The sequence below is a fragment of the Pseudomonas sp. H3_C08 genome (assembly GCF_054669455.1).
This window is the reverse complement of sequence record NZ_CP162803.1, coordinates 6,344,072-6,361,928: the sequence shown is the minus strand read 5'-3', so window position 1 is coordinate 6,361,928 and position 17,857 is coordinate 6,344,072. Positions and strand designations below refer to the sequence as shown.

The window sequence follows — 17,857 nt, the reverse complement described above, 5'->3', positions numbered from 1 at the left end:
TCAAGCTATAAAGACGCCCATTCGTTTCGGAACCCGGCCGCACCATGGAAAAAACCAGCGACAGCAACGGCAAACAGAAAGTCCGCTCCGCCGAAGTCGGCACCGACATCCTCAAGGCTCTGGCCGAGCTGTCGCCGTCCACTTCGTTGTCGCGTCTGGCCGAACATGTGCAGATGCCAGCGAGCAAGGTTCATCGCTATCTGCAAGCGTTGATTGCTTCAGGATTCGCCGAGCAGAACACCGCAACCAACCATTACGGGCTCGGCCGCGAAGCCTTGCGTGTAGGCCTGGCCGCACTCAACAGTATGGACGTGCTGAAAGTCGCCGCCCTGCCGTTGGCCGAACTGCGCGACGAACTCAACGAAACCTGCTTTCTGGCGGTGTGGGGCAATCAGGGCGCGACCGTGGTGCATATCGAACCGGCGGTGCGCGCGGTGACGGTGGTGACGCAACTGGGTTCAGTGTTGCCACTGCTCAGTTCATCGACTGGACTGGTGTTCAGCGCCTACTTGCCCCATCGGGAAACCGATGAGTTGCGCGAGCAGGAAATTGCCGCTGTGGATCATCCATTGAAGGATGAAAAAACCTACGCAACCCTGTGCGAACAGATCCGCGAACGCGGTCTGCATCATGTGCATGGCCTGCTGATGCCGGGTGTGGATGCGTTGTCCGCCCCGGTGTTCAACGCCGTCGGCCAGGTCGCCGCCGTGTTGACCATCGTTGGCCCCACTTCATTGTTCCACGCCGACGAAAACGGCCCGGCGGCGCAGCGGTTGCTGGCGGCGACGCGGGCCGTGAGTTGGCGGATGGGTTATGAACCTCTGCAGGGCTGAATGGCGCCAATCGAGCGAGTAACGAGGGCCGTTACTCGCGCAGTTTCATCTCTCAGTTGAGCAGACGAGTGGTGCTGTTCACGACCGCAGGAGGTGCGGTGATTGCTGTCACGTAGTTGATGCTGACTTCAACACCGGTGACGCCTGCCATCACATCGGCGAAATCCCTGACGCTCGATAGCAGAGCAATCGGGTTCACGGGCGTGCCGATCGCCGCCACTTTGCCAACGTACAACAGAATCGCCCCTCGCCACGCCGATGCAAAGTGTGCGTTCGCAGCCTCATCGGAGCCCTGACTGGAAGCCACAATGCCCAGCACAACCGACTGAGTAATGCGCAGTACGGTCAGTGCCAGGCCAAGTGGCGCAATGAACATCGAAGCTACATCCAGGGCAAATTCGGCCAGTACCCTCACATCCTTCCACAGCGCTTCCAGATAACTGCTCGTCTGAAAATCCACATCAGCGACGAGTTGCCCGATTTTAGCCAGGTACTCCTGTTTGAAAGCCAGTACTGGATAACTGTTGGTCAATTCCGGAGTGCTGGTCGCTACCGGGTTCGAGTCCCAGTAAGTGTCCAGGAGGTTTTTCACTGCCTGCTGATGTTCCAGACGAGCGAGGCTCAAGACCTTTTTGTTGAAGGCCACGCTTTTCAATCGACCAGCAAGTTCCTGGACAGGGAAGAAATCCTTGCCATCAGGCGTATCGGGAATATAGACAAAAAACTCATCACGCCCGCTGACTTTGCGCCCAAAAACGTAAGCCCCGACAAGGGCGCGTCCCCTGAGAGTGAACTCGTAAACGCCAATGCCCGGCATCCCACCCGTGGTGATGATGCCCTGACGAGGCAGATCGCGATCAAATCCGTTAATGAGTCCCTGCAACCAGCTGAATTGGTCGAGGGAGAGCTCGCCTTTGATTTTCTGAATCAACGCGGTCCGGAGCATTTCATTTTGTTTTGTTTTTCGATACAGACTTGCTTTCAAGTCAATGTCGGACGCATTGAGGAATTTATCTTTCAGATATTGAAGATACTTTTCACCGGGCCTCAGATCGATCAGATCATTGATAACTCTGGCATTCAGTTGGGCAATGGGCTGTCCGGTAAACGTCCAGAAGGTGGCCTGTCTGAGTTGCTCTCGCAAATTTTCAATCCCGGCCAATTGAGGGTTCACCCAGGTGAAAAATTTCTCGAACGCACTTACGTCACTGCGCCACTTTTGCCACTGAATAAACAGATCGGTCAGGCTGATCTTCGAGTCTGCGTGAAATTTGACCCATACCTCGTCAGGGTTAATGTCCACAGATAAACCTGTCCGGGCAAAATACTGCTTCAGCTCCTTCTTCACCAAATGGCAGGCAAACTGTTTGAACGGCTCGACCGCCAGCATTTCCCGGGAATGATGATGAATAGCCTTGAAATCAGCGTTCAGACGATTGAGTAGGTGCTGATCGCTCGAGCTGGCCTTTCTGTACCATTGAGGGGTGGCAGCCTCGGTTTGATCGATACTCCACAAGATGTGATTTTGAACGGTTCCGAACAAAGGCTCCGCTTCGGGTAAATCGACCAACTTAATCTTCGACCACCACCATTCATTCAGTACCGCAAATGGTTTTAGACTCAGATAATCACTTTGCATCTGCGCACTGTCGCTGGCATGTGCCTGACTCAGCAAGTACGCCCAGGTTTCAGCCTTGGCCGCCCATTGCGCCAACTTTTGCTGCAGGCTTTTCAGGTCGGTGAACTCAAACCACTCCTGCCCGGCTGGCGAACCCGGTATATGCAGGACATGCGCGCTGCGATCGGCTGCCACACCTTTCCTGCGATAAACCAGCAAACCATTGAAAGGCTTGAACCAGTGTTTGAGCGCCACGCCCAGCGTTTCAATGGACGTATCGCCGAGGTTATAACCCATCACCAATTTATGAGCTGAAGGTCCCACGTGTTTCTGCAGAATCGCCGCGAACAGGGTCAGCGCTGTTTTACGGCTAAGGACCAATCGCAGCGACTCGGTAACTTCGGCTTGCGAATACAGAAGACGTTGAGCCGTGGTATAGGCAACACGAACGTCCAACGACTTGATGGCACGCAGGATGTTCGATGGACTCAACTTTGGCAGACTGGAGGGGACCTCCGGAACGATCTGATATTGACCTGCCAGATCATGAGCACCTTGCATAAAGGCCTGAGTCAGCGTTTTGCGCTCGGTGAGTTCCACCTTTTTTCTATCCGCCAGAGGCACGGTATGGGTGACTTTCACGAATACAGTGTCCGGGTCGATACGCTCATCTTTACCCGGCGATATGAAGTCCTCTACGGCCAACCGCGCGTAGTCTTTCAGCGAAGCAACTCCGTGAGTGACCTCATGAAGTTTGACTTCGGCTTCAAGCAGCTCTTTTTGCAGGGAAACATACACTTCCTGATTGACATCGGAAGTGCTTTTCAACCATTGCGGCCAAGCATTCCGCTCGACATGCTTAATCAGTTGTACCTGGCGTTTTCTGGCCTGACGATTCAAATCGGGCAACGATTGTGCGGCCTCTACGGCGACAACAATTTTATCAAACTCCGAGTCTGGCTTGCCGACGGATTCTAGATACCCAGTGATGTCGCTGTACATCGTCTGAATCCGCTTATCAACGAATCTCTCAAACAAATTCGCACGAACTTTCAAAAAACGAATAGCAGGGACGTAGGCGAACCCAACGCGTTCACTGAGCGACAGCGTTTGCAGAAACTCTTCCTGAGTTTCCGCGGAGCCCAGTCGGCTCAACAACGCTTGTTCAAGCTTCCAAATGGAAGAAAACAATTCGAGACCACGATTCGCGCAGTAGAGTACGACAGCGCCCTGCTCACCGGGAATCAACTGCTCATAGACAGGGGTTGTAAGGGGCAATACAAACATCGCGTTCTGCTCGATGTATTTGCCATTCTGACCTTCAATGAAAACCCCGTAACAAGTACCGGTCAGACTGGGTTGTACGGTCGTACTGATCAGCGCGCTTTGTTGCTGAGTAATGACCCCTTGAATCGTCAGCGCCTCCAACTCACGAGCGAAAAGGCTAGCCTCGAGCACACCTAAAGCAGACTTTCGCGACAACTGAGGATAAGCCCCAGCTGCTTTTTGAACGGTCGGGTTTTCCCAGTACTGCCGCACAGTTGCCGTGTAATCAACCGCCAGTTTCTTCAGCAAATCTGCTACTGATTTTTCAATAGCCGAGATCGGGACTTGCGTAAGAATGTCTTCACGGCTGGTAAAATTCGGGTGATCGAATACACCATAATCATTGACATCATAGTTTGGCGGCCGACCACTTTGCAGGCACTCAAGCGCGATATCCAGCAACCGCCCGACCGGCTGTTTATTTTTCGGTTTGGCGCCCGCCACGACATTGACGAACAGGCTGCTCAGCCGCACACCTTCGGATACCTTCCATAACGCCTCACGCAAAGTGTCCTGCACCACCACTGAAAATGACGGAACACGCTTCAATTCCTGCGAGATACTTTCCAGGGCTTTCCCCACTTCACGCAGACTTTGGCTTTCGGCTTCTTTATTAATTTCCATAATGGAATCTCTATCAGCTTGATAATGACAAGTGGCCAATTACAACTTGCCTCGCCAAATCAAGCTAATTCAGATTCAGATTCAGAGCAGAAAGATACCCACCACACTGTTTCCAACAGTGTTTAATTACCACACCAACAACCCCCTAAGTTACAACTACAAACATCTAACAACCTCACACCTACATCAAACCCAATGTTCTGGCCCTGGCCACCGCATGCGTTCTACGCATCACCCCCAATTTTATATAGATCCTTCGGACATGAGTTTTAACGGTATGCAATGAAAGGAAAAGTTTTTCTGCGATTTGTTGATTGGAATCACCTGCCGCAATCAACACCAAGACTTGTAACTCTCGCTGACTCAGTGAACTTTCAGCTTCAGATTCGGCTACAACTTGCTGCTTTTCCTCCAGCACATTTGTCCGATCAAATATGTTCGGCGAGCGCAGGGTGACCTGGCGTATCAGCAATTGCGCCTCCGAGCGCCGGACGATCTTCAACGCACATTCCACATGCTCAACCACCCGTAACGACTCGCTGTGCAGCAATGCCACTTCGGCGAGGGCAAAATGCAACTCCGCCTCAAGTGTCTGCGCCCCGCACTTGCGGGCTTTATCCAGCAACATCTGAAGTTGCTCCGGGAGATCACTACCGCGTTGCAAAGATGCCGTGGCCAATATCAGCAAATACTGGATACGCGCTATCAGTTGAACCGTCGCCGGAGGCGCCTGCAACGCGTTCGGCGGTTGATAGTGGCGCAGCACCCGGCTCAACGCCTCATGTGCCAACTGCGCCCGCCCCTGCTGCAGCCAGATCTGGCTACTGACCTGTAACAACACACCACGGTAAACCGTGTCTGGAATCCTGCGCTGCTGCATCAACCGCTCGGCCTCGTGCAAGCGCTCGAATGCTTGCGTGTATTCACAGTGGTTGGCCGCTATCTGCGCCAGCCCCAGATAGCCGAACAACACCCGTTTATCGTGACTGCGCAGACAATCCTCCAGGCCACGTTTGAACAGAACGGCGGCTTGCTCCTCCAGCCCCATGACCAACGCCAATCGACCACGACGCAGGGCGATACGACCGAGCAGCGGCGATGGCCGCTCAGCGCGCTGGCCAAGTAACTGCTCGATGCTCAGTAGCAGGTTGTCAGCGCGGGCTGGAGCACCACGCTGCTCAAGCAACTGCGCGTGATCAAGTTCCAGCAAGCCTTCAAACAGCAAGGAGCCTTGTGCCCGCGCCAGACACAACGCTTCGCGACTGATGGTGTGCGCTTGTTCGAGTTCATCGCAGAGCAAGGCTTGTTGAGTCAGCCCTGACAGGCACAGCAGCCTTGTGGCCCAGGCATCGCCATCGAGCGCTTCCAGAGCTTGCTGAAAGAGTTCGCGCGCAGGCGTCATACGCCCCTGCAAATGCATCAGCCAGCCTTGTTGTGCTTGCCAGCGTGCAATCAGTTGTCGTTCCAGTGCCGCCGAAGGTTGCGGCATGAACCTCGCCAGGTGCGCGATGCACTGCGTGGCCTGTTCAAAACGGCCGGCAAACAAAAGAGCTGCGGTAATCAGCCCAACCAATTGCGGTGATCCCAAGGTCACTCCTTCGCCCTGAGATTCATGCAGGCGCAACAACAGCACCACCGTTTGCTCTTCAAAAAGATGCTCGAAGTTGAAGTGCTGCAACAGACTCACTGCCGTTTCGAATTCCTCGGCAAGCAACGCCTGCTCGAAAGCCGAGCGCCAATCCCCGGCAGCGGCGAACCATTGGCATGCCCGACGATGCCATGAGCGGGCCGCAGGCCAGCGCTCATCGCGCATCACTTGAGCCAAAGGTGCAAAGATCTGCAACCACTGGGACGAGTCATTCCATGGTTCGATAAAGCAACCCAGCGTTTGCAGGGTGCGCAGGTAGTCCGCGCCTTCTCCGGCACCGAACAGGTGCTCACTCAACTCAGCATTGAAGCGCGGCAGATTCGCCAGTACCCGCCAGACCTCGGCCAACTCCGGCGTCAGGCCGCTGAACAATTCATGCTGCAAATAATCCAGCAGCGTTTCCACCCGTTGCTGCGGCTGAAGGGTCTGCGACCAGTCGCATTTTTGCAGCAGCGCCATGCGCACCCCGGCGCACCATCCACCGGTTCGATGAACAATCCGCGCGGCCACACTGGCAGCCTGCTCCGCTGACAGGTGTTTTAACGCCTGGGCGATTTCTTCCGGGGTCAGCGCCAGCGTCGCGCTTTCGCATTCAAACAATTCGTCGTCCAGCAGCAACCGTGGCCAATTGCACTGGGGGCGTCGACGCGCGCCGATCCACCAGATCAATGCCGGGCTGCTGAGCGCCAGCAAGCGGTCCAACAATGCATCGAGAGCCGGGTCGGGGAGCCGACAATAGTCGTCGATAAACAGCCAGGTGGGCGCTGACCAGCGTGCCAGTGCCGCCGCCAATTGCGCCTCATCCATTGCTGCCAGCCCCAATGCCAGACTCAGCCGCTGACAGAACTCCTCCGTACTCAACGACACGCCCATCAGTGGCAGCCAGTGCACCACACAGTGTGCCGGTGCCTGTGACAAGCATTCGGAGAGCAACGCGCTTTTGCCACTGCCGGGCGGCGCGCAGATCAGCCTGATCCGCGCCACCGATGTCAGTAGCGGCTCACTCAGTCGAGGGCGAAGTTGATGATGGGAAGATAGTCTGGGCAAGAATCCGGGGCGATCCAGACAGGCAGTCATAGCGGTCATCGGGTGAGCCTTTTTATCGTTGTGCCCTCACCCTAGCCCTCTCCCCTGCACTTGTTGACGAGTATTCAGCGCGCTGATTGGTGTCCATAAAAAAGGCGACCGAGCGGTCGCCTTTTGCCTCGCTTGTGTATCACAACCGTTACCGCACGCCCTCTGCGCGCAAGGCCGCTGGCGTGTAGTCGGCAGCCTTGGCTTCGAAGCCGAACTCGAAACTGTGCTTCTCTTCGTTCTTCATTCCAAGGGCAATGTAGCGACCGGCAATGATGTCGTAGAGCGCTTCCAGTGTGTAGGCCTGCGCCTGGTGATCGTAGTAATACTGAGCGTGACCTTCGGCGACACGCCACAGTTGCCCGCGACCGTCGTAGTGGTCCGCCAGCGCCACTTGCCAGCTGTCTTCATCGATGTACATGTGACGCTTGGCATAGATGTGCCGCTCGCTCGGCTTGACCGTGCCGATCACTTCCCAGACGCGGTGCAGTTCGTAGCGGGTCAGGTCCTGATTGATATGCCCGGCCTTGACGATGTCGTCGTACTTGAGCTTCGGCGAATCGAGTTTGTAGCTGTTGTACGGGATGTACATTTCCTTCTTGCCGACCAGTTTCCAGTCGTAGCGATCCGGAGCGCCGGAGAACATGTCGAAGTTGTCCGACGTGCGCAGGCCATCGGCGGCGGTGCCCGGGCCGTCATAGGCCACTTGCGGCGCCCGACGCACGCGGCGCTGGCCGGCATTGTAGATCCACGCCAGACGCGGTTCCTTCACCTGATCGAGGGTTTCGTGGACCAGCAGCACGTTACCGGCCAGACGTGCCGGCGCCGTTACCGACTGTTTGAAGAAAGTCAGCACGTTGGCGGCTTTTTCCGGGTCGAGATCCTTCATCAGTTGTGGCACGGCGATCTCTTCTTCGAAGCGGATCGGCGTGTAGCTGCCGTTGGTCTGCGGGGTCACCTGGGTGATGATGCGCCGCAGGTTACCGCCGTGATACCGGGTGATGTGGTTCCACAACACCTCAACGCCAGTCTTCGGAATCGGGAAGGCGTAGTAGCGGTTGCCTGTGAAATTGGCCAGGCCATTACCATCGTTAATGCTGGTGACATTGAGCGCGCTGCGTTTGGCCGACTCATAGATTTCCGCTGGCACGGCGACCGTGCGGTGAGTCGGATAGACCGGGATCTTGTAGGTTTCCGGGTAGCGTTTGAACATCGCCACCTGTCCGTCCGAGAGCTTGTCCTTGTACTTGTCGACGTTGGAAGCAGTGATGGTGAACAGCGGTTTTTCATTGGCAAACGGGTCGGCGAGGAAGCCTTTGCTGTCCACCGCCCCGGCGTTTTTCGGGATGCCGCCGGTCCATGCCGGTATCGAACCGTCAGCATTGCCGGCCTTCTCGGCGCCGAGCGGCGTCAGACTGGTGCCGAGTTTGTTGGCCTCCTCCGGCGACACCGCAGCCATCACGTTGGCCGCCAGCAGACTCAGGGCCAGCACACCACATTGCAGAATCATTTTGTGCATTGCATTCATCCTTCTCGGGCAGATCAGAAGTTCACGCCGAAGCTCAGGGCGACGAAGTCACGGTCTTCGAGGACGTTGTAGTCGCCACCGAAAAAGTCGGTGTAACTGAGGCTCGCGGTATAGGTGTTGCGGTAGTCGGCATCGACGCCGACGCTGATCGCTTTCGCACCTTCGTTGAACAGGCCGTTGGGGCCATAACCGGCGACGTCATGCGACCACGACAGGTTGGGTTTGAAGTTGACCCCGCCGATCACGTTGGCGTAATCGAGGATCGCCCGGGCACGGTAGCCCCACGAGGTCGAGGTGACGAAACCGTCGGTATCACCACCGAAACCGTATTGGCCGTATACCGAGTCGCGGCCATAACGCAGCTCGCTGCGCGACTCCAGGCCACCGACATGCACCACCGCAGCTTCGCCGACCACGGTCAGGCGTTCCGCGCCCAACACCTGATCGAAAAAGTGCGTGAGGGTGCTCTGGATTTGCGTGACTTCCTTGCGCCGATAACCTTTGTTGTCCGCCCCCGGGGTGGTGGCGACCGGCGAAGCAGCGCCACCGGCAATCGGATTGAGCAGCGCTAGCGTCAGGTCATTGGTGTTGACCTGTACCGGTGCATTCGGGCGGTAGCTGATCTCGCCAGTCCATGCCGTGCCGGTCGGCAATGTGGTGGAGAAACTCGCGCCGTAGAGGCGAATGTCTTCCGGGTACTCAAGGTAGTAACCACCGCGCCCGAGCATCACGCTCTGCGCCAGGCCGGAACCGCTGCCGGGTGCCAGGCCATTGGCGATCCCGACCATGCCCGGCAATGCCGCCAGCGTCGACAGGCCAGCCGTGGTAGTGCCAACCGTTGGCGTGCGGCTGTGGTAGTTCATGAAATACAGGCCATATTCGGTGTCGTCACCGAGCCAGCGCAATGCCGTGCCCCACTGCCCGGAATCCCGCGCATCGCGGTCGCCGCCACGGGGGATCACCACGCCTTCGCGAGTCACCTGAATGCCTTGGCCAAAAGCCTGGGTCAGCGGGACAAACGGTGCGATTGCCGGGTTGCCAACGGTGTAGCCGTTGTTGCAACCGTCCGCCGCCACATCGACACCGAAGAAGGTGCCGCAGTTGTCGAGAACGGTCTGGTCCCATTCCAGTTGATAGAACCCTTCGACGGTCAGTTGATCGGTCAGGCCTTGGGAGCCAAACAGCATGTTGACCGGAATCAGGCCTTCCTTGATCTCCGCTCCGGGGCGACGAAACGCCGAAACGTCGATCGGGTTGATGCTGTTGATCGAGTTACCGATGAAGGTACTTTCGCCCCAGCTCACGACCTGCTTGCCCGCGCGCACGGTGCCCGGCAGATCGGCAATGGAATAGTTGTGATAGACGAATGCATCGAGAATTTGTGCGCCGGAGGACTTCGCACCTTCCTTGCGTCCGCTGTCGCTGATCGGCTTGAACTCGCGGTCTTCGTCCTTCAGTTCGAAGTCATACCAGTACTTGCCACGCACGAAGACACCGGTGTCGCCGTACTTGAGTTCAAGATCGTGAATACCTTTGAAGATCTTCGAGAAGGTCTCGCCCTTCTTGAAATTCAAACGCCCGTCATCACCGGTCGAGGATTGCCCGGTCCCGCCATTGACCGTGCCGACCAGCGACTTGTCGGCATCGCGCATGCCCCAGCTCGCACCGATCGACAGCGACGAGTCGAAGGTGCCCTCGATCTCGCCAATGTTGAACGCAACCGCGTGCGCCTGGGCGCAGCAACCCAAAGCCACCGCGGCGGCCAGCGCCTGCGGTGTGAAGATGGCGCGCATTGTTGTTTTTGTCATGCGTCTTCCCCGGTGAGTGACAGAAGGCCCCACCCTACTGCCGGGCAACCGCGTCGATAAGCGCACCAAGGAGGTATTCGTGTTGTCGCTCGAAAGGATGAATAGCCTTTAACGACGGGGCTTTGCGCCGTTCATGGATCGGCTGGATGGAAGATCATCAGTGCCGCGCATGGTGCACATCAGCACATGGGACTGTTACGTGCCCCGCAACAGTGCATGTCCGGAATCGGTATTTTTCCTACGTGGTCAACACCTTATTCTGAACGCGCTTTCACGGGACACTCCGCAAAGCGCGCAGCACTGGCCTTTGAGCGACTCAGGCCATTGCTGACAGATTTCAGATGAATCGAAGACTTCGGTTTATCGCCCCGGTGTTCACTGACGTTGATTTGTAGCTCCTTGATCCAACGTCTTACCTTGGCCGCTGCGTTTGCAGCGGCCTTTTTTATGGGCGCCGTTTTACTCACATCACCTGCATCAGCGGGAAGATCCCCCCATTGCTGTAGGAAATATCCTTTTGGTCTTTTAATGCCAAGCTATCAAACCGCTTTCCACATTATTCATACAACCAGGCAGGTCATTACTGACGATTGATGCAGATATTTCCGTTCGAAAGCTGATGTAGGTTAATTGCTCCGCAAACCGAAAAATTCGCAGTGAGTAAAACGAATGTTGGAGCAAAGTTTTGTTGAGGGCGCCGAAACAAAAATTGAAGGAAAAGGGTCTGCAGCCAACCTCATCATGATCAAGCGTCTTGACGCCATACTGGAGCGCAAGCTCGAGATAACCGATACCGATCGACGGTTCTATGCCTATTCACTTCGAATGATGGAGCGATTCAGAGCGATGGGATTCGCCGACGACTACATTCCCAAAAGTAATCCGTCCCTTTGGAATAACCTCCATACGGCCACACTTGAAGACTTCAAACTGAGCGACGATGAGTCATTACGCTATACGGAAGAGGCCATCGACGCGGCGAAAAAACAAGAGTTGGAAGCATTTGAATGCGTCAGCAGATCCAAGAGTTCGACTGCCAAACTCGAACAAGCTGTCAGGCAAGAAAATCTCAGAGATTTGTTATCAGTTTTGGCTATCGGTTTGGCATTTCCCTCCATCGACACACTGTTCGGACGTTATCGTTTTGAAGTTATCGCGCGCGGTGAATTGTGGAGAACATACGAGGAATTATTTCGTGAGGGTGTACTGGCTGAGGGTAATGCGGCTGTTGCCATTCCGGGTCCAAACTGGGAAATCCCGGAATTCATGATTGATAAGCGGTACGAGGAGTAATAGAAGGAGCCTCGCCGCATCCAGAACGCAGCGAGGCTCAAACGTTTCTTAAAGCGAATACTTCTGCAAATTCGCCATCATTTCCTTCAACGCCTCAATATTGTCCTTCGGATGCGCCGCCCCTTCGAAATCACAAATCTGCTGCCAGTGCGCCGCGACATCTTCCGGCGAGAAGCCCACCCGCGGATCAAACCCGGCACCGAGGCTGCGCTCCCAACGCACCTTGCCCATCCAGCCGCCACCGACTTCGAACAGCCCTGACGTTTCCTGGCATTGCTCACTGGCCAGATACACCACCAACGGGCTGACCAGTTCTGGCTTCAATTGCTCGAATACTTGCGGCGGGATCAAGCCTTCGGTCATGCGGGTGCCGCCGGTAGGCGCGATCGCGTTGACGAGGATGTTGTTCTTGCGACCCTCGATGGCCAGCGTACGGGTCAAACCGTAAAGACCCAGTTTGGCCATGCCGTAGTTGGACTGGCCGAAGTTGCCGTAGATGCCTGAGGTCGAGGCGGTGAAGATTACCCGGCCGTAGTTTTGCTCGCGCATATGTGGCCACGCGGCGCGGGTGACTTTGTAGGCGCCTTCGACGTGGACGCGGTAAACCAGATCCCAGTCGGCGTCGTCCATTTTGTGGAAGGTCTTGTCGCGCAGGATCCCGGCGTTGTTCACCACGACGTCGACGCGACCGAAGACATCAAGGGCGTTTTGCACCAGTTTGTCGCCGTCGGTGACCGAGTCGTGGTTGGCTTCGGCAATGCCGCCAGCCTCGCGGATTTCGGCGACGACGCGGTCGGCAGCGGAAGCATTAGCCCCCTCGCCCTGGGTCGAGCCGCCGAGGTCGTTGACCAGCACTTTGGCGCCCTGTTTGGCAAACAACAATGCGTGGGCGCGTCCGAGGCCACCACCGGCTCCGGTGACGATGACAACTTTATCTTCGAAACGCACAGACTCATTCATCGCAGCAACTCCAGCAGGCCAGTATTGAGTCCGAGTGTCAGGCACAGGGCTTTGGGTCACAACGAATACGGCTGAGGCTGAATGGTGCGCGATAAGGTTGGGGGATGATGAAGGCGTCAAAAGATCAAAAGATCGCAGCCTGCGGCAGCGCCTACATTGAATTTGTGTAGGCGCTGCCGCAGGCTGCGATCTTTTGATCTTTCAGGAGCAGGCGACTTTGCGCGGTGGCAGCACAAAACGATCGCGAAACTCCAGATAATGCTTGAGCACCTGCACCGGCGCCTCGGTCTGTGGATAGTGGCCGATGCCTGGCAGCAACACCGTGTCGGCGTCGGGGATCAATTCACGGTAACGCTCGACCATGTGCGCCCCGGAAATCGGATCGACTTCGCCATCGATCACCCGTAACGGAATCTCGCCACGCTGCATCGCGCTCACCCAACGATCACGCTGCACTCGACGCTCGGGAATGTAGCTGATCAATTTGTGCATGATCCGTGGCCCGCGATTGCTGTCGACCAGGCTCCAGAAGTCGTCCAGTTCGCTTTCGCTCGGCCGGGTTTGCGGACCGAAGATCTGCCGGAAGCTTTTCACCAGAGCATCACGGGTAAACGCCCGACCGATCATCCAGCCCAACGGGCTGAGCAGCAGTTTCTGCATCAGCACCGGACGATGGGTTTCCGGAAACAACCCGCCGTTGAGGAACACACAACTGGCGATCTCGATCTTGTCTTCGTAGTGCCTGGCGAGCAGTTCCTGGGCAACGCTGTCGCCGTAGTCGTGAGCAAGCAAGTGAACCGGTTGCCCGACCTGCAGATGCGCGAGCAATGCCTGCTGCAGGTCAGCCTGCTCCAAAAGGCTGTAGGTGTGATTGAGCGGTTTGGCCGAATCGCCAAAGCCGAGCATGTCGCAGGCAATCACCCGATATCGCTGGGCCAGCGGCTGCCACAGATAATGCCAATCCCAACTGGCGGTCGGAAAACCGTGGATCAGCAGCAGCGGCTCACCCTGCCCGGCCGTCCAGTAGCGAATCGGCTGGCCACGAAAGACAAACGTCTGGCTGCGTTTACGCCAGACACACAGAGGAATCTCGGCAAGAGGCATTAGAGTTTATATCCGGGGTCTTGTTTATCGAGTTTGCGCAGCAACGCTGGCCAGGCCAGCGCGCCACCCATGCCTTGAGCACTTTTGGTGACACCGGCGATCATCGCTTTGGCGCCTGCCAGGATTTGCGGTTCGATGGCGATGAGTTCAGCGCCACCGGTTTGCGCCATGACCTGAATGTCGCAGGCGCGCTGGAAGGTGAACATCATCAGAAAAGTGTCGGCGATGGTGCCGCCACAGGTCAGCAGACCGTGGTTGTGCAGCATCAGGAAATTGTTTTCGCCAAGATCGGCTTGCAGGCGCGCCTTCTCTTCATGGTTCAGCGCCACGCCTTCGTAGCCGTGATAAGCCAGGCTCGAAAGCACGAACAGCGACTGCTGGCTGATCGGCAACACACCCTGCTTTTGCGCCGACACCGCGACACCGGAGGCGGTGTGGGTATGCAGCACGCAAACCACATCGTGCCGCACTTCGTGCACGGCGCTGTGGATGGTGTAGCCGGCGGGGTTGATTTCGTAAGGGCTGTCCATGAGTTTGTTGCCGGCCTGATCGACTTTCACCAGGCTCGACGCAGTGATCTCATGAAACATCAGACCAAACGGGTTGATCAGGAAATCTTCGGTGCCAGGCACCTTGGCGGAAATATGGGTGAAGATCAGATCGTCCCAGCCATGCAGCGCGACCAGACGATAACAAGCGGCGAGATCGACACGGGTCTGCCACTCTGCGGCACTGACCTGGTCTTTGACATTAAGGGACGATTGGACGGGGGCTACGCTCACTGTATGCACCTCTGCGTTCTTATTGTTCTGCACGTACGAGCAGTCTAGTCAGGCGCAGAGCATTGCGTAGTTGCATTGCCAGCCAGCTTGATGACTGAGCGGGTCAGCCAGGCAAACTCCTTGGATCCATGTCAAAGCCACGACGCCAACAAAGGCGCGGCAAACAGATTGAGCAACCCGGTCAAGACCATCACCAGCCCGGCGACAGAGCCTTCTTCGCCGCCCACTTCATGGGCCCGACTGACACCGGCACCATGCGCGCCAACCCCGAAAAGCGCACCGCGCGCCAGAGCACTGCGCAACGGCAACCACTTCAACAACACGCCACCGAGCATCGCCCCGAACACTCCGGTGAACATCACGAATACCGCGGTCAACTCCGGCACGCCGCCGAGATCCTGCGCCAGCGGCATGGCGAACGGTGTGGTGATCGAACGCGGCACCAGTGACAGCGTCACCGAGCTGTCGAGCGCCAGCGCCCTGGCCAGCCCGAATGAAGTGCCGATCGACGCCGCACTGCCGGCAACCATGCCCAACAACAGCGCCGACCAGTGCCGCATCAACAAACGGCGTTGCTGCCAGATCGGCACGGCAAAAGCCACGGTGACGGGACCGAGCACCAGCATCAGCCAGTGGGTGTTGCTGGAATATTCGGCATAGGCAGTGTGCAGGGGCACGGCGAGCGCCAGCAGCAACGCCGGCACCAGAATCAGTGGTGACAAGACGTAGCGCCCGGTGCGCCGATACAACCAGCGGCTGAACAGATACGCCAACAGGGTGAAGGCCAGCCAGAACATCGGCATCCATTCAAGCTTCATGGGAACGCCTCATGCGCACGGCAAGTTCTACGGTGAAAGCCGTCACCAGCATGACCATCAATGTACTGGCGGCGATCACCAACAGGATTCGCCAGCCGTCATTGCGCAACAGTGCGCCATAGTCGAGCAGGCTCATCAGCGCCGGAATGAAGAACAACAACATCTCGGCCATCAGCAACCCTGCGCCCAATTGCAGGGCGGCGGGTTTTATCCAGCCAAAGGCGAAGGCCAGCAGCAACAGCGCCATACCGATCACACCGCCAGGAATCGGCCACGCCAGCCAGACCGCGAGTTGGCAGCCGAGCAAGTAGAGGCCGAGCAATACAGCGAGTTCAGCGAGAAGACGAGACAGATGTTTGAGCGGGACGGCGTTCATGATTTTGCTCCAGACAGGCGCTTATTTTACGAAGCGCCCTGCCATCCCCGAAGCGAATTGTTAGACTCAATACCATTCCAAAATGGAATCGGACAATGGAATTCAAACAACTGCGCAGCTTTGTCGAAGTCATGCATCAAGGCGGTTTTACCCAAGCCGCAAAAACCCTGCACATCAGCCAGTCAGCGGTGAGCAAACAGATCGCGCAACTGGAACAAAGTCTCGGCACGCCTTTGCTGGAGCGGCTGGGTTCGCAATTGCGCCTGACGGCCGCTGGCAGCGTGGTGCTGCAACGGGCCGAAGGCATGCTGCGCTTGCGCAACGAACTGCTCGCGGAACTGGACGACCTGAGTCATTTGGCACGCGGAGAGTTGCGTCTCGGTCTGCCGCTGCTGGGCAGTGACGCGCTGTTCGCTGGGCTGTTTGCCGAATACCGGCGACGTTACCCGAATATCAGCATTCAGTTGCTCGAGGGCGGTAGCCGCAATATCGAGCAGGCTGTGCTGAGCGGTGAACTGGAATTGGGCGGCAGTCTGTTGCCAAAGGATCCGCAATTCGACTGTCAGCCGTTTTGCGATGAGCAACTCGACGCCCTGCTACCGGTAGATCATCCACTGGCCGATCGAGGTGAAATCGGTCTGGAGGAATTGGCCGAGACGCCCTTTCTGCTCTATCAGCGCAGCTTCGTGCTCAACGACCGCTTGCTGCAGGCGTGCCAGCAACTGGGCTTTACGCCGAAGGAAGGCGGGCGCAGCGGTCAGGCGGATTTCCTTGCGGCGCTGGTGGCCGCCGGGCAAGGCGTGGTGCTGCTGCCCAGCGTGGTTGCACGCGGTCTGGTGCGGCCAGGCGTGGTGCGCCTGACCTTGCGCGCGCCGGATTATCTGCGTTGGGACATCGCCTTCATCTGGCGTCGCGGCGCGTATCTGTCAAAAGCGGCGCAGGCATGGCTGGCGCTGTTGCGCGAGCGTGGAATCAGCCCTTGAGCGTGTCGATCAACTGCGCCAGCCAAGGCTCGGCGTCGGTTTCCGGGGTGACGCTTTCGCTGGCGTCGATGCGCAGCATCTCTTGCACTTCGCGCACACCGAGCTCGCCGAACAGTTCACGCATTTGCTCGCCACCGCCGCAGAAAGTGTCGCCGTAACTGGCGTCGCCCAAGGCAATCACTGCGCCCGGCAAACCGAGCAGTGCGGCGGGCAACTGGTCGCGAATCGCTGAGTACAGCGGTTGCAGGTTGTCGGGCAATTCGCCCATGCCGGTGGTCGAGGTCACCGCAAGCAATGCTTCAGGGCCGAACGCCTGGATGTCGGCCAGGCTGGCGCGCGAGTTGTGGAAGGTTTCAAAGCCAGCGGCTTTCAACAGGTTCTGGGCGTGACGGGCGACTTCTTCGGCGGTGCCGTAGACCGAACCGGAGAGGATGGCGACTTTCATCAATCTGATCCTGAAACTGAAAAAAAGAGCCGCGATAGTAACAGTCTCAAGCGCAAAGCTGCGACTGGATCTCAATTGGCGGTAATGGCCAGTAGACAGGCCGTGCGGTTCTTCTAGAATGCCTGCCACTGACAACTCTGAAAGGATTCAAAGATGATCAACGCCAGCCTGCTGCAAATGGTGATCAATGCGTCGAATGACGGGATAGTGGTCGCGGAGAAAGAAGGTGAACAGAACGATATCCTGATCTATGTGAACCCGGCCTTTGAACGACTGACCGGCTACACCAGTGAGGAAATCCTCTATCAGGACTGCCGCTTTCTGCAGTCTGGAGACCGCGATCAGGACAGCCTGAAACTGATTCGCGAGACGCTGGATAACGGCGGCTCGTGCCGGGAAATCCTGCGTAACTATCGCAAGGACGGTACGCCGTTCTGGAATGAACTGTCGATTTCAACGGTGAAAAACGTCGAAGACGGGCAGACGTATTTCGTTGGCGTGCAGAAGGACGTCACCGTTCAGGTCAAGGCACAACAGCGCGTGATTCAACTGGAAGCTGAGGTCGTTGCCCTCAAAGCAGAACTGGCTGCATTGAAAGCGACAAACGGTCAAAACAAAATCGCGAACTAAGTGTCAT

Annotated in this window: 14 protein-coding genes; 4 read left to right on the top strand and 10 right to left on the bottom strand. The window is 57.0% G+C overall.

Annotated elements, in window-relative coordinates:
• The first annotated feature begins 44 nt into the window (after positions 1 to 44).
• The gene (locus AB4N74_RS28825; RefSeq protein ID WP_093436103.1) at positions 45 to 833 is read left to right on the top strand and encodes an IclR family transcriptional regulator; all 789 of its coding nucleotides are present in this window, start codon (positions 45 to 47) and stop codon (positions 831 to 833) included.
• 52 nt (positions 834 to 885) lie between these two features.
• Here AB4N74_RS28825 and AB4N74_RS28820 read toward each other — a convergent pair whose 3' ends face one another.
• The 4 genes from AB4N74_RS28820 to AB4N74_RS28805 all read right to left on the bottom strand — a co-directional run bounded on the left by AB4N74_RS28820 (position 886) and on the right by AB4N74_RS28805 (position 10,459).
• Positions 886 to 4,401 (bottom strand): dermonecrotic toxin domain-containing protein, encoded by a 3,516-nt coding sequence (locus AB4N74_RS28820; protein WP_460097919.1) that lies wholly within the window; start codon positions 4,399 to 4,401, stop codon positions 886 to 888.
• A gap of 181 nt (positions 4,402 to 4,582) precedes the next feature.
• The gene (locus AB4N74_RS28815) at positions 4,583 to 7,135 is read right to left on the bottom strand and encodes a helix-turn-helix transcriptional regulator (protein WP_460097918.1); all 2,553 of its coding nucleotides are present in this window, start codon (positions 7,133 to 7,135) and stop codon (positions 4,583 to 4,585) included.
• A gap of 139 nt (positions 7,136 to 7,274) precedes the next feature.
• Positions 7,275 to 8,642 carry a DUF1329 domain-containing protein gene (locus tag AB4N74_RS28810; protein ID WP_093436089.1) on the bottom strand — a complete coding sequence of 456 codons (1,368 nt, stop codon included), beginning with the start codon at positions 8,640 to 8,642 and terminating at the stop codon, positions 7,275 to 7,277.
• 23 nt (positions 8,643 to 8,665) lie between these two features.
• Entirely contained in the window at positions 8,666 to 10,459 is a 1,794-nt protein-coding gene (locus tag AB4N74_RS28805) for a DUF1302 domain-containing protein (protein WP_093436084.1), read from the bottom strand.
• Between the two features lie 669 nt (positions 10,460 to 11,128).
• On the opposite strand from AB4N74_RS28805, the gene AB4N74_RS28800 reads away from it, so the two are divergent.
• Complete coding sequence (locus AB4N74_RS28800; protein ID WP_225919964.1) at positions 11,129 to 11,752, top strand: hypothetical protein; 624 nt, start codon at positions 11,129 to 11,131, stop codon at positions 11,750 to 11,752.
• Between the two features lie 48 nt (positions 11,753 to 11,800).
• Here the strand turns inward: AB4N74_RS28800 and AB4N74_RS28795 are convergent, their stop codons facing one another.
• The 5 genes from AB4N74_RS28795 to AB4N74_RS28775 all read right to left on the bottom strand — a co-directional run bounded on the left by AB4N74_RS28795 (position 11,801) and on the right by AB4N74_RS28775 (position 15,792).
• Positions 11,801 to 12,712, bottom strand: a complete 912-nt coding sequence (locus AB4N74_RS28795) for an SDR family oxidoreductase (protein WP_099758023.1) — start codon at positions 12,710 to 12,712, stop codon at positions 11,801 to 11,803.
• A gap of 201 nt (positions 12,713 to 12,913) precedes the next feature.
• On the bottom strand, positions 12,914 to 13,816 hold the full coding sequence (locus AB4N74_RS28790; RefSeq protein WP_099758022.1) for an alpha/beta fold hydrolase: 903 nt from the start codon (positions 13,814 to 13,816) through the stop codon (positions 12,914 to 12,916).
• A complete protein-coding gene (locus AB4N74_RS28785) occupies positions 13,816 to 14,598 on the bottom strand; it encodes a class II aldolase/adducin family protein (RefSeq protein ID WP_093436071.1) in 783 nt (260 codons plus the stop codon). The genes AB4N74_RS28790 and AB4N74_RS28785 overlap by 1 nt, the downstream gene beginning before the upstream one ends.
• A gap of 131 nt (positions 14,599 to 14,729) precedes the next feature.
• A complete protein-coding gene (locus tag AB4N74_RS28780; protein WP_093436067.1) occupies positions 14,730 to 15,416 on the bottom strand; it encodes an LrgB family protein in 687 nt (228 codons plus the stop codon).
• Complete coding sequence (locus tag AB4N74_RS28775; protein WP_095049777.1) at positions 15,406 to 15,792, bottom strand: CidA/LrgA family protein; 387 nt, start codon at positions 15,790 to 15,792, stop codon at positions 15,406 to 15,408. Before AB4N74_RS28775 ends, AB4N74_RS28780 begins: the two co-directional genes overlap by 11 nt.
• A 95-nt stretch (positions 15,793 to 15,887) precedes the next feature.
• Here AB4N74_RS28775 and AB4N74_RS28770 point away from each other — a divergent pair, with 95 nt between their 5' ends.
• A complete protein-coding gene (locus tag AB4N74_RS28770) occupies positions 15,888 to 16,775 on the top strand; it encodes a LysR family transcriptional regulator (protein WP_186625403.1) in 888 nt (295 codons plus the stop codon).
• On the opposite strand, the gene AB4N74_RS28765 is transcribed toward AB4N74_RS28770, so the two are convergent.
• Complete coding sequence (locus AB4N74_RS28765; RefSeq protein ID WP_093436056.1) at positions 16,765 to 17,220, bottom strand: flavodoxin; 456 nt, start codon at positions 17,218 to 17,220, stop codon at positions 16,765 to 16,767. The two genes, AB4N74_RS28770 and AB4N74_RS28765, sit on opposite strands and share 11 nt — an antisense overlap.
• A gap of 153 nt (positions 17,221 to 17,373) precedes the next feature.
• Here AB4N74_RS28765 and AB4N74_RS28760 point away from each other — a divergent pair, with 153 nt between their 5' ends.
• Positions 17,374 to 17,850: a PAS domain-containing protein gene (locus tag AB4N74_RS28760; RefSeq protein WP_095049774.1), complete on the top strand. Its 477-nt coding sequence runs from the start codon at positions 17,374 to 17,376 to the stop codon at positions 17,848 to 17,850.
• The last annotated feature ends 7 nt before the right edge of the window (positions 17,851 to 17,857 follow it).

What these genes read in the sequence shown, in the direction of transcription:
- AB4N74_RS28825 (WP_093436103.1), top strand. Translation starts at nt 45, where the DNA reads ATGGAAAAAACCAGCGACAGCAACGGCAAACAGAAAGTCCGCTCCGCC.
- AB4N74_RS28820 (WP_460097919.1), bottom strand. Translation starts at nt 4,401, where the DNA reads ATGGAAATTAATAAAGAAGCCGAAAGCCAAAGTCTGCGTGAAGTGGGG.
- AB4N74_RS28815 (WP_460097918.1), bottom strand. Translation starts at nt 7,135, where the DNA reads ATGACCGCTATGACTGCCTGTCTGGATCGCCCCGGATTCTTGCCCAGA.
- AB4N74_RS28810 (WP_093436089.1), bottom strand. Translation starts at nt 8,642, where the DNA reads ATGCACAAAATGATTCTGCAATGTGGTGTGCTGGCCCTGAGTCTGCTG.
- AB4N74_RS28805 (WP_093436084.1), bottom strand. Translation starts at nt 10,459, where the DNA reads ATGACAAAAACAACAATGCGCGCCATCTTCACACCGCAGGCGCTGGCC.
- AB4N74_RS28800 (WP_225919964.1), top strand. Translation starts at nt 11,129, where the DNA reads ATGTTGGAGCAAAGTTTTGTTGAGGGCGCCGAAACAAAAATTGAAGGA.
- AB4N74_RS28795 (WP_099758023.1), bottom strand. Translation starts at nt 12,712, where the DNA reads ATGAATGAGTCTGTGCGTTTCGAAGATAAAGTTGTCATCGTCACCGGA.
- AB4N74_RS28790 (WP_099758022.1), bottom strand. Translation starts at nt 13,816, where the DNA reads ATGCCTCTTGCCGAGATTCCTCTGTGTGTCTGGCGTAAACGCAGCCAG.
- AB4N74_RS28780 (WP_093436067.1), bottom strand. Translation starts at nt 15,416, where the DNA reads ATGAAGCTTGAATGGATGCCGATGTTCTGGCTGGCCTTCACCCTGTTG.
- AB4N74_RS28775 (WP_095049777.1), bottom strand. Translation starts at nt 15,792, where the DNA reads ATGAACGCCGTCCCGCTCAAACATCTGTCTCGTCTTCTCGCTGAACTC.
- AB4N74_RS28770 (WP_186625403.1), top strand. Translation starts at nt 15,888, where the DNA reads ATGGAATTCAAACAACTGCGCAGCTTTGTCGAAGTCATGCATCAAGGC.
- AB4N74_RS28765 (WP_093436056.1), bottom strand. Translation starts at nt 17,220, where the DNA reads ATGAAAGTCGCCATCCTCTCCGGTTCGGTCTACGGCACCGCCGAAGAA.
- AB4N74_RS28760 (WP_095049774.1), top strand. Translation starts at nt 17,374, where the DNA reads ATGATCAACGCCAGCCTGCTGCAAATGGTGATCAATGCGTCGAATGAC.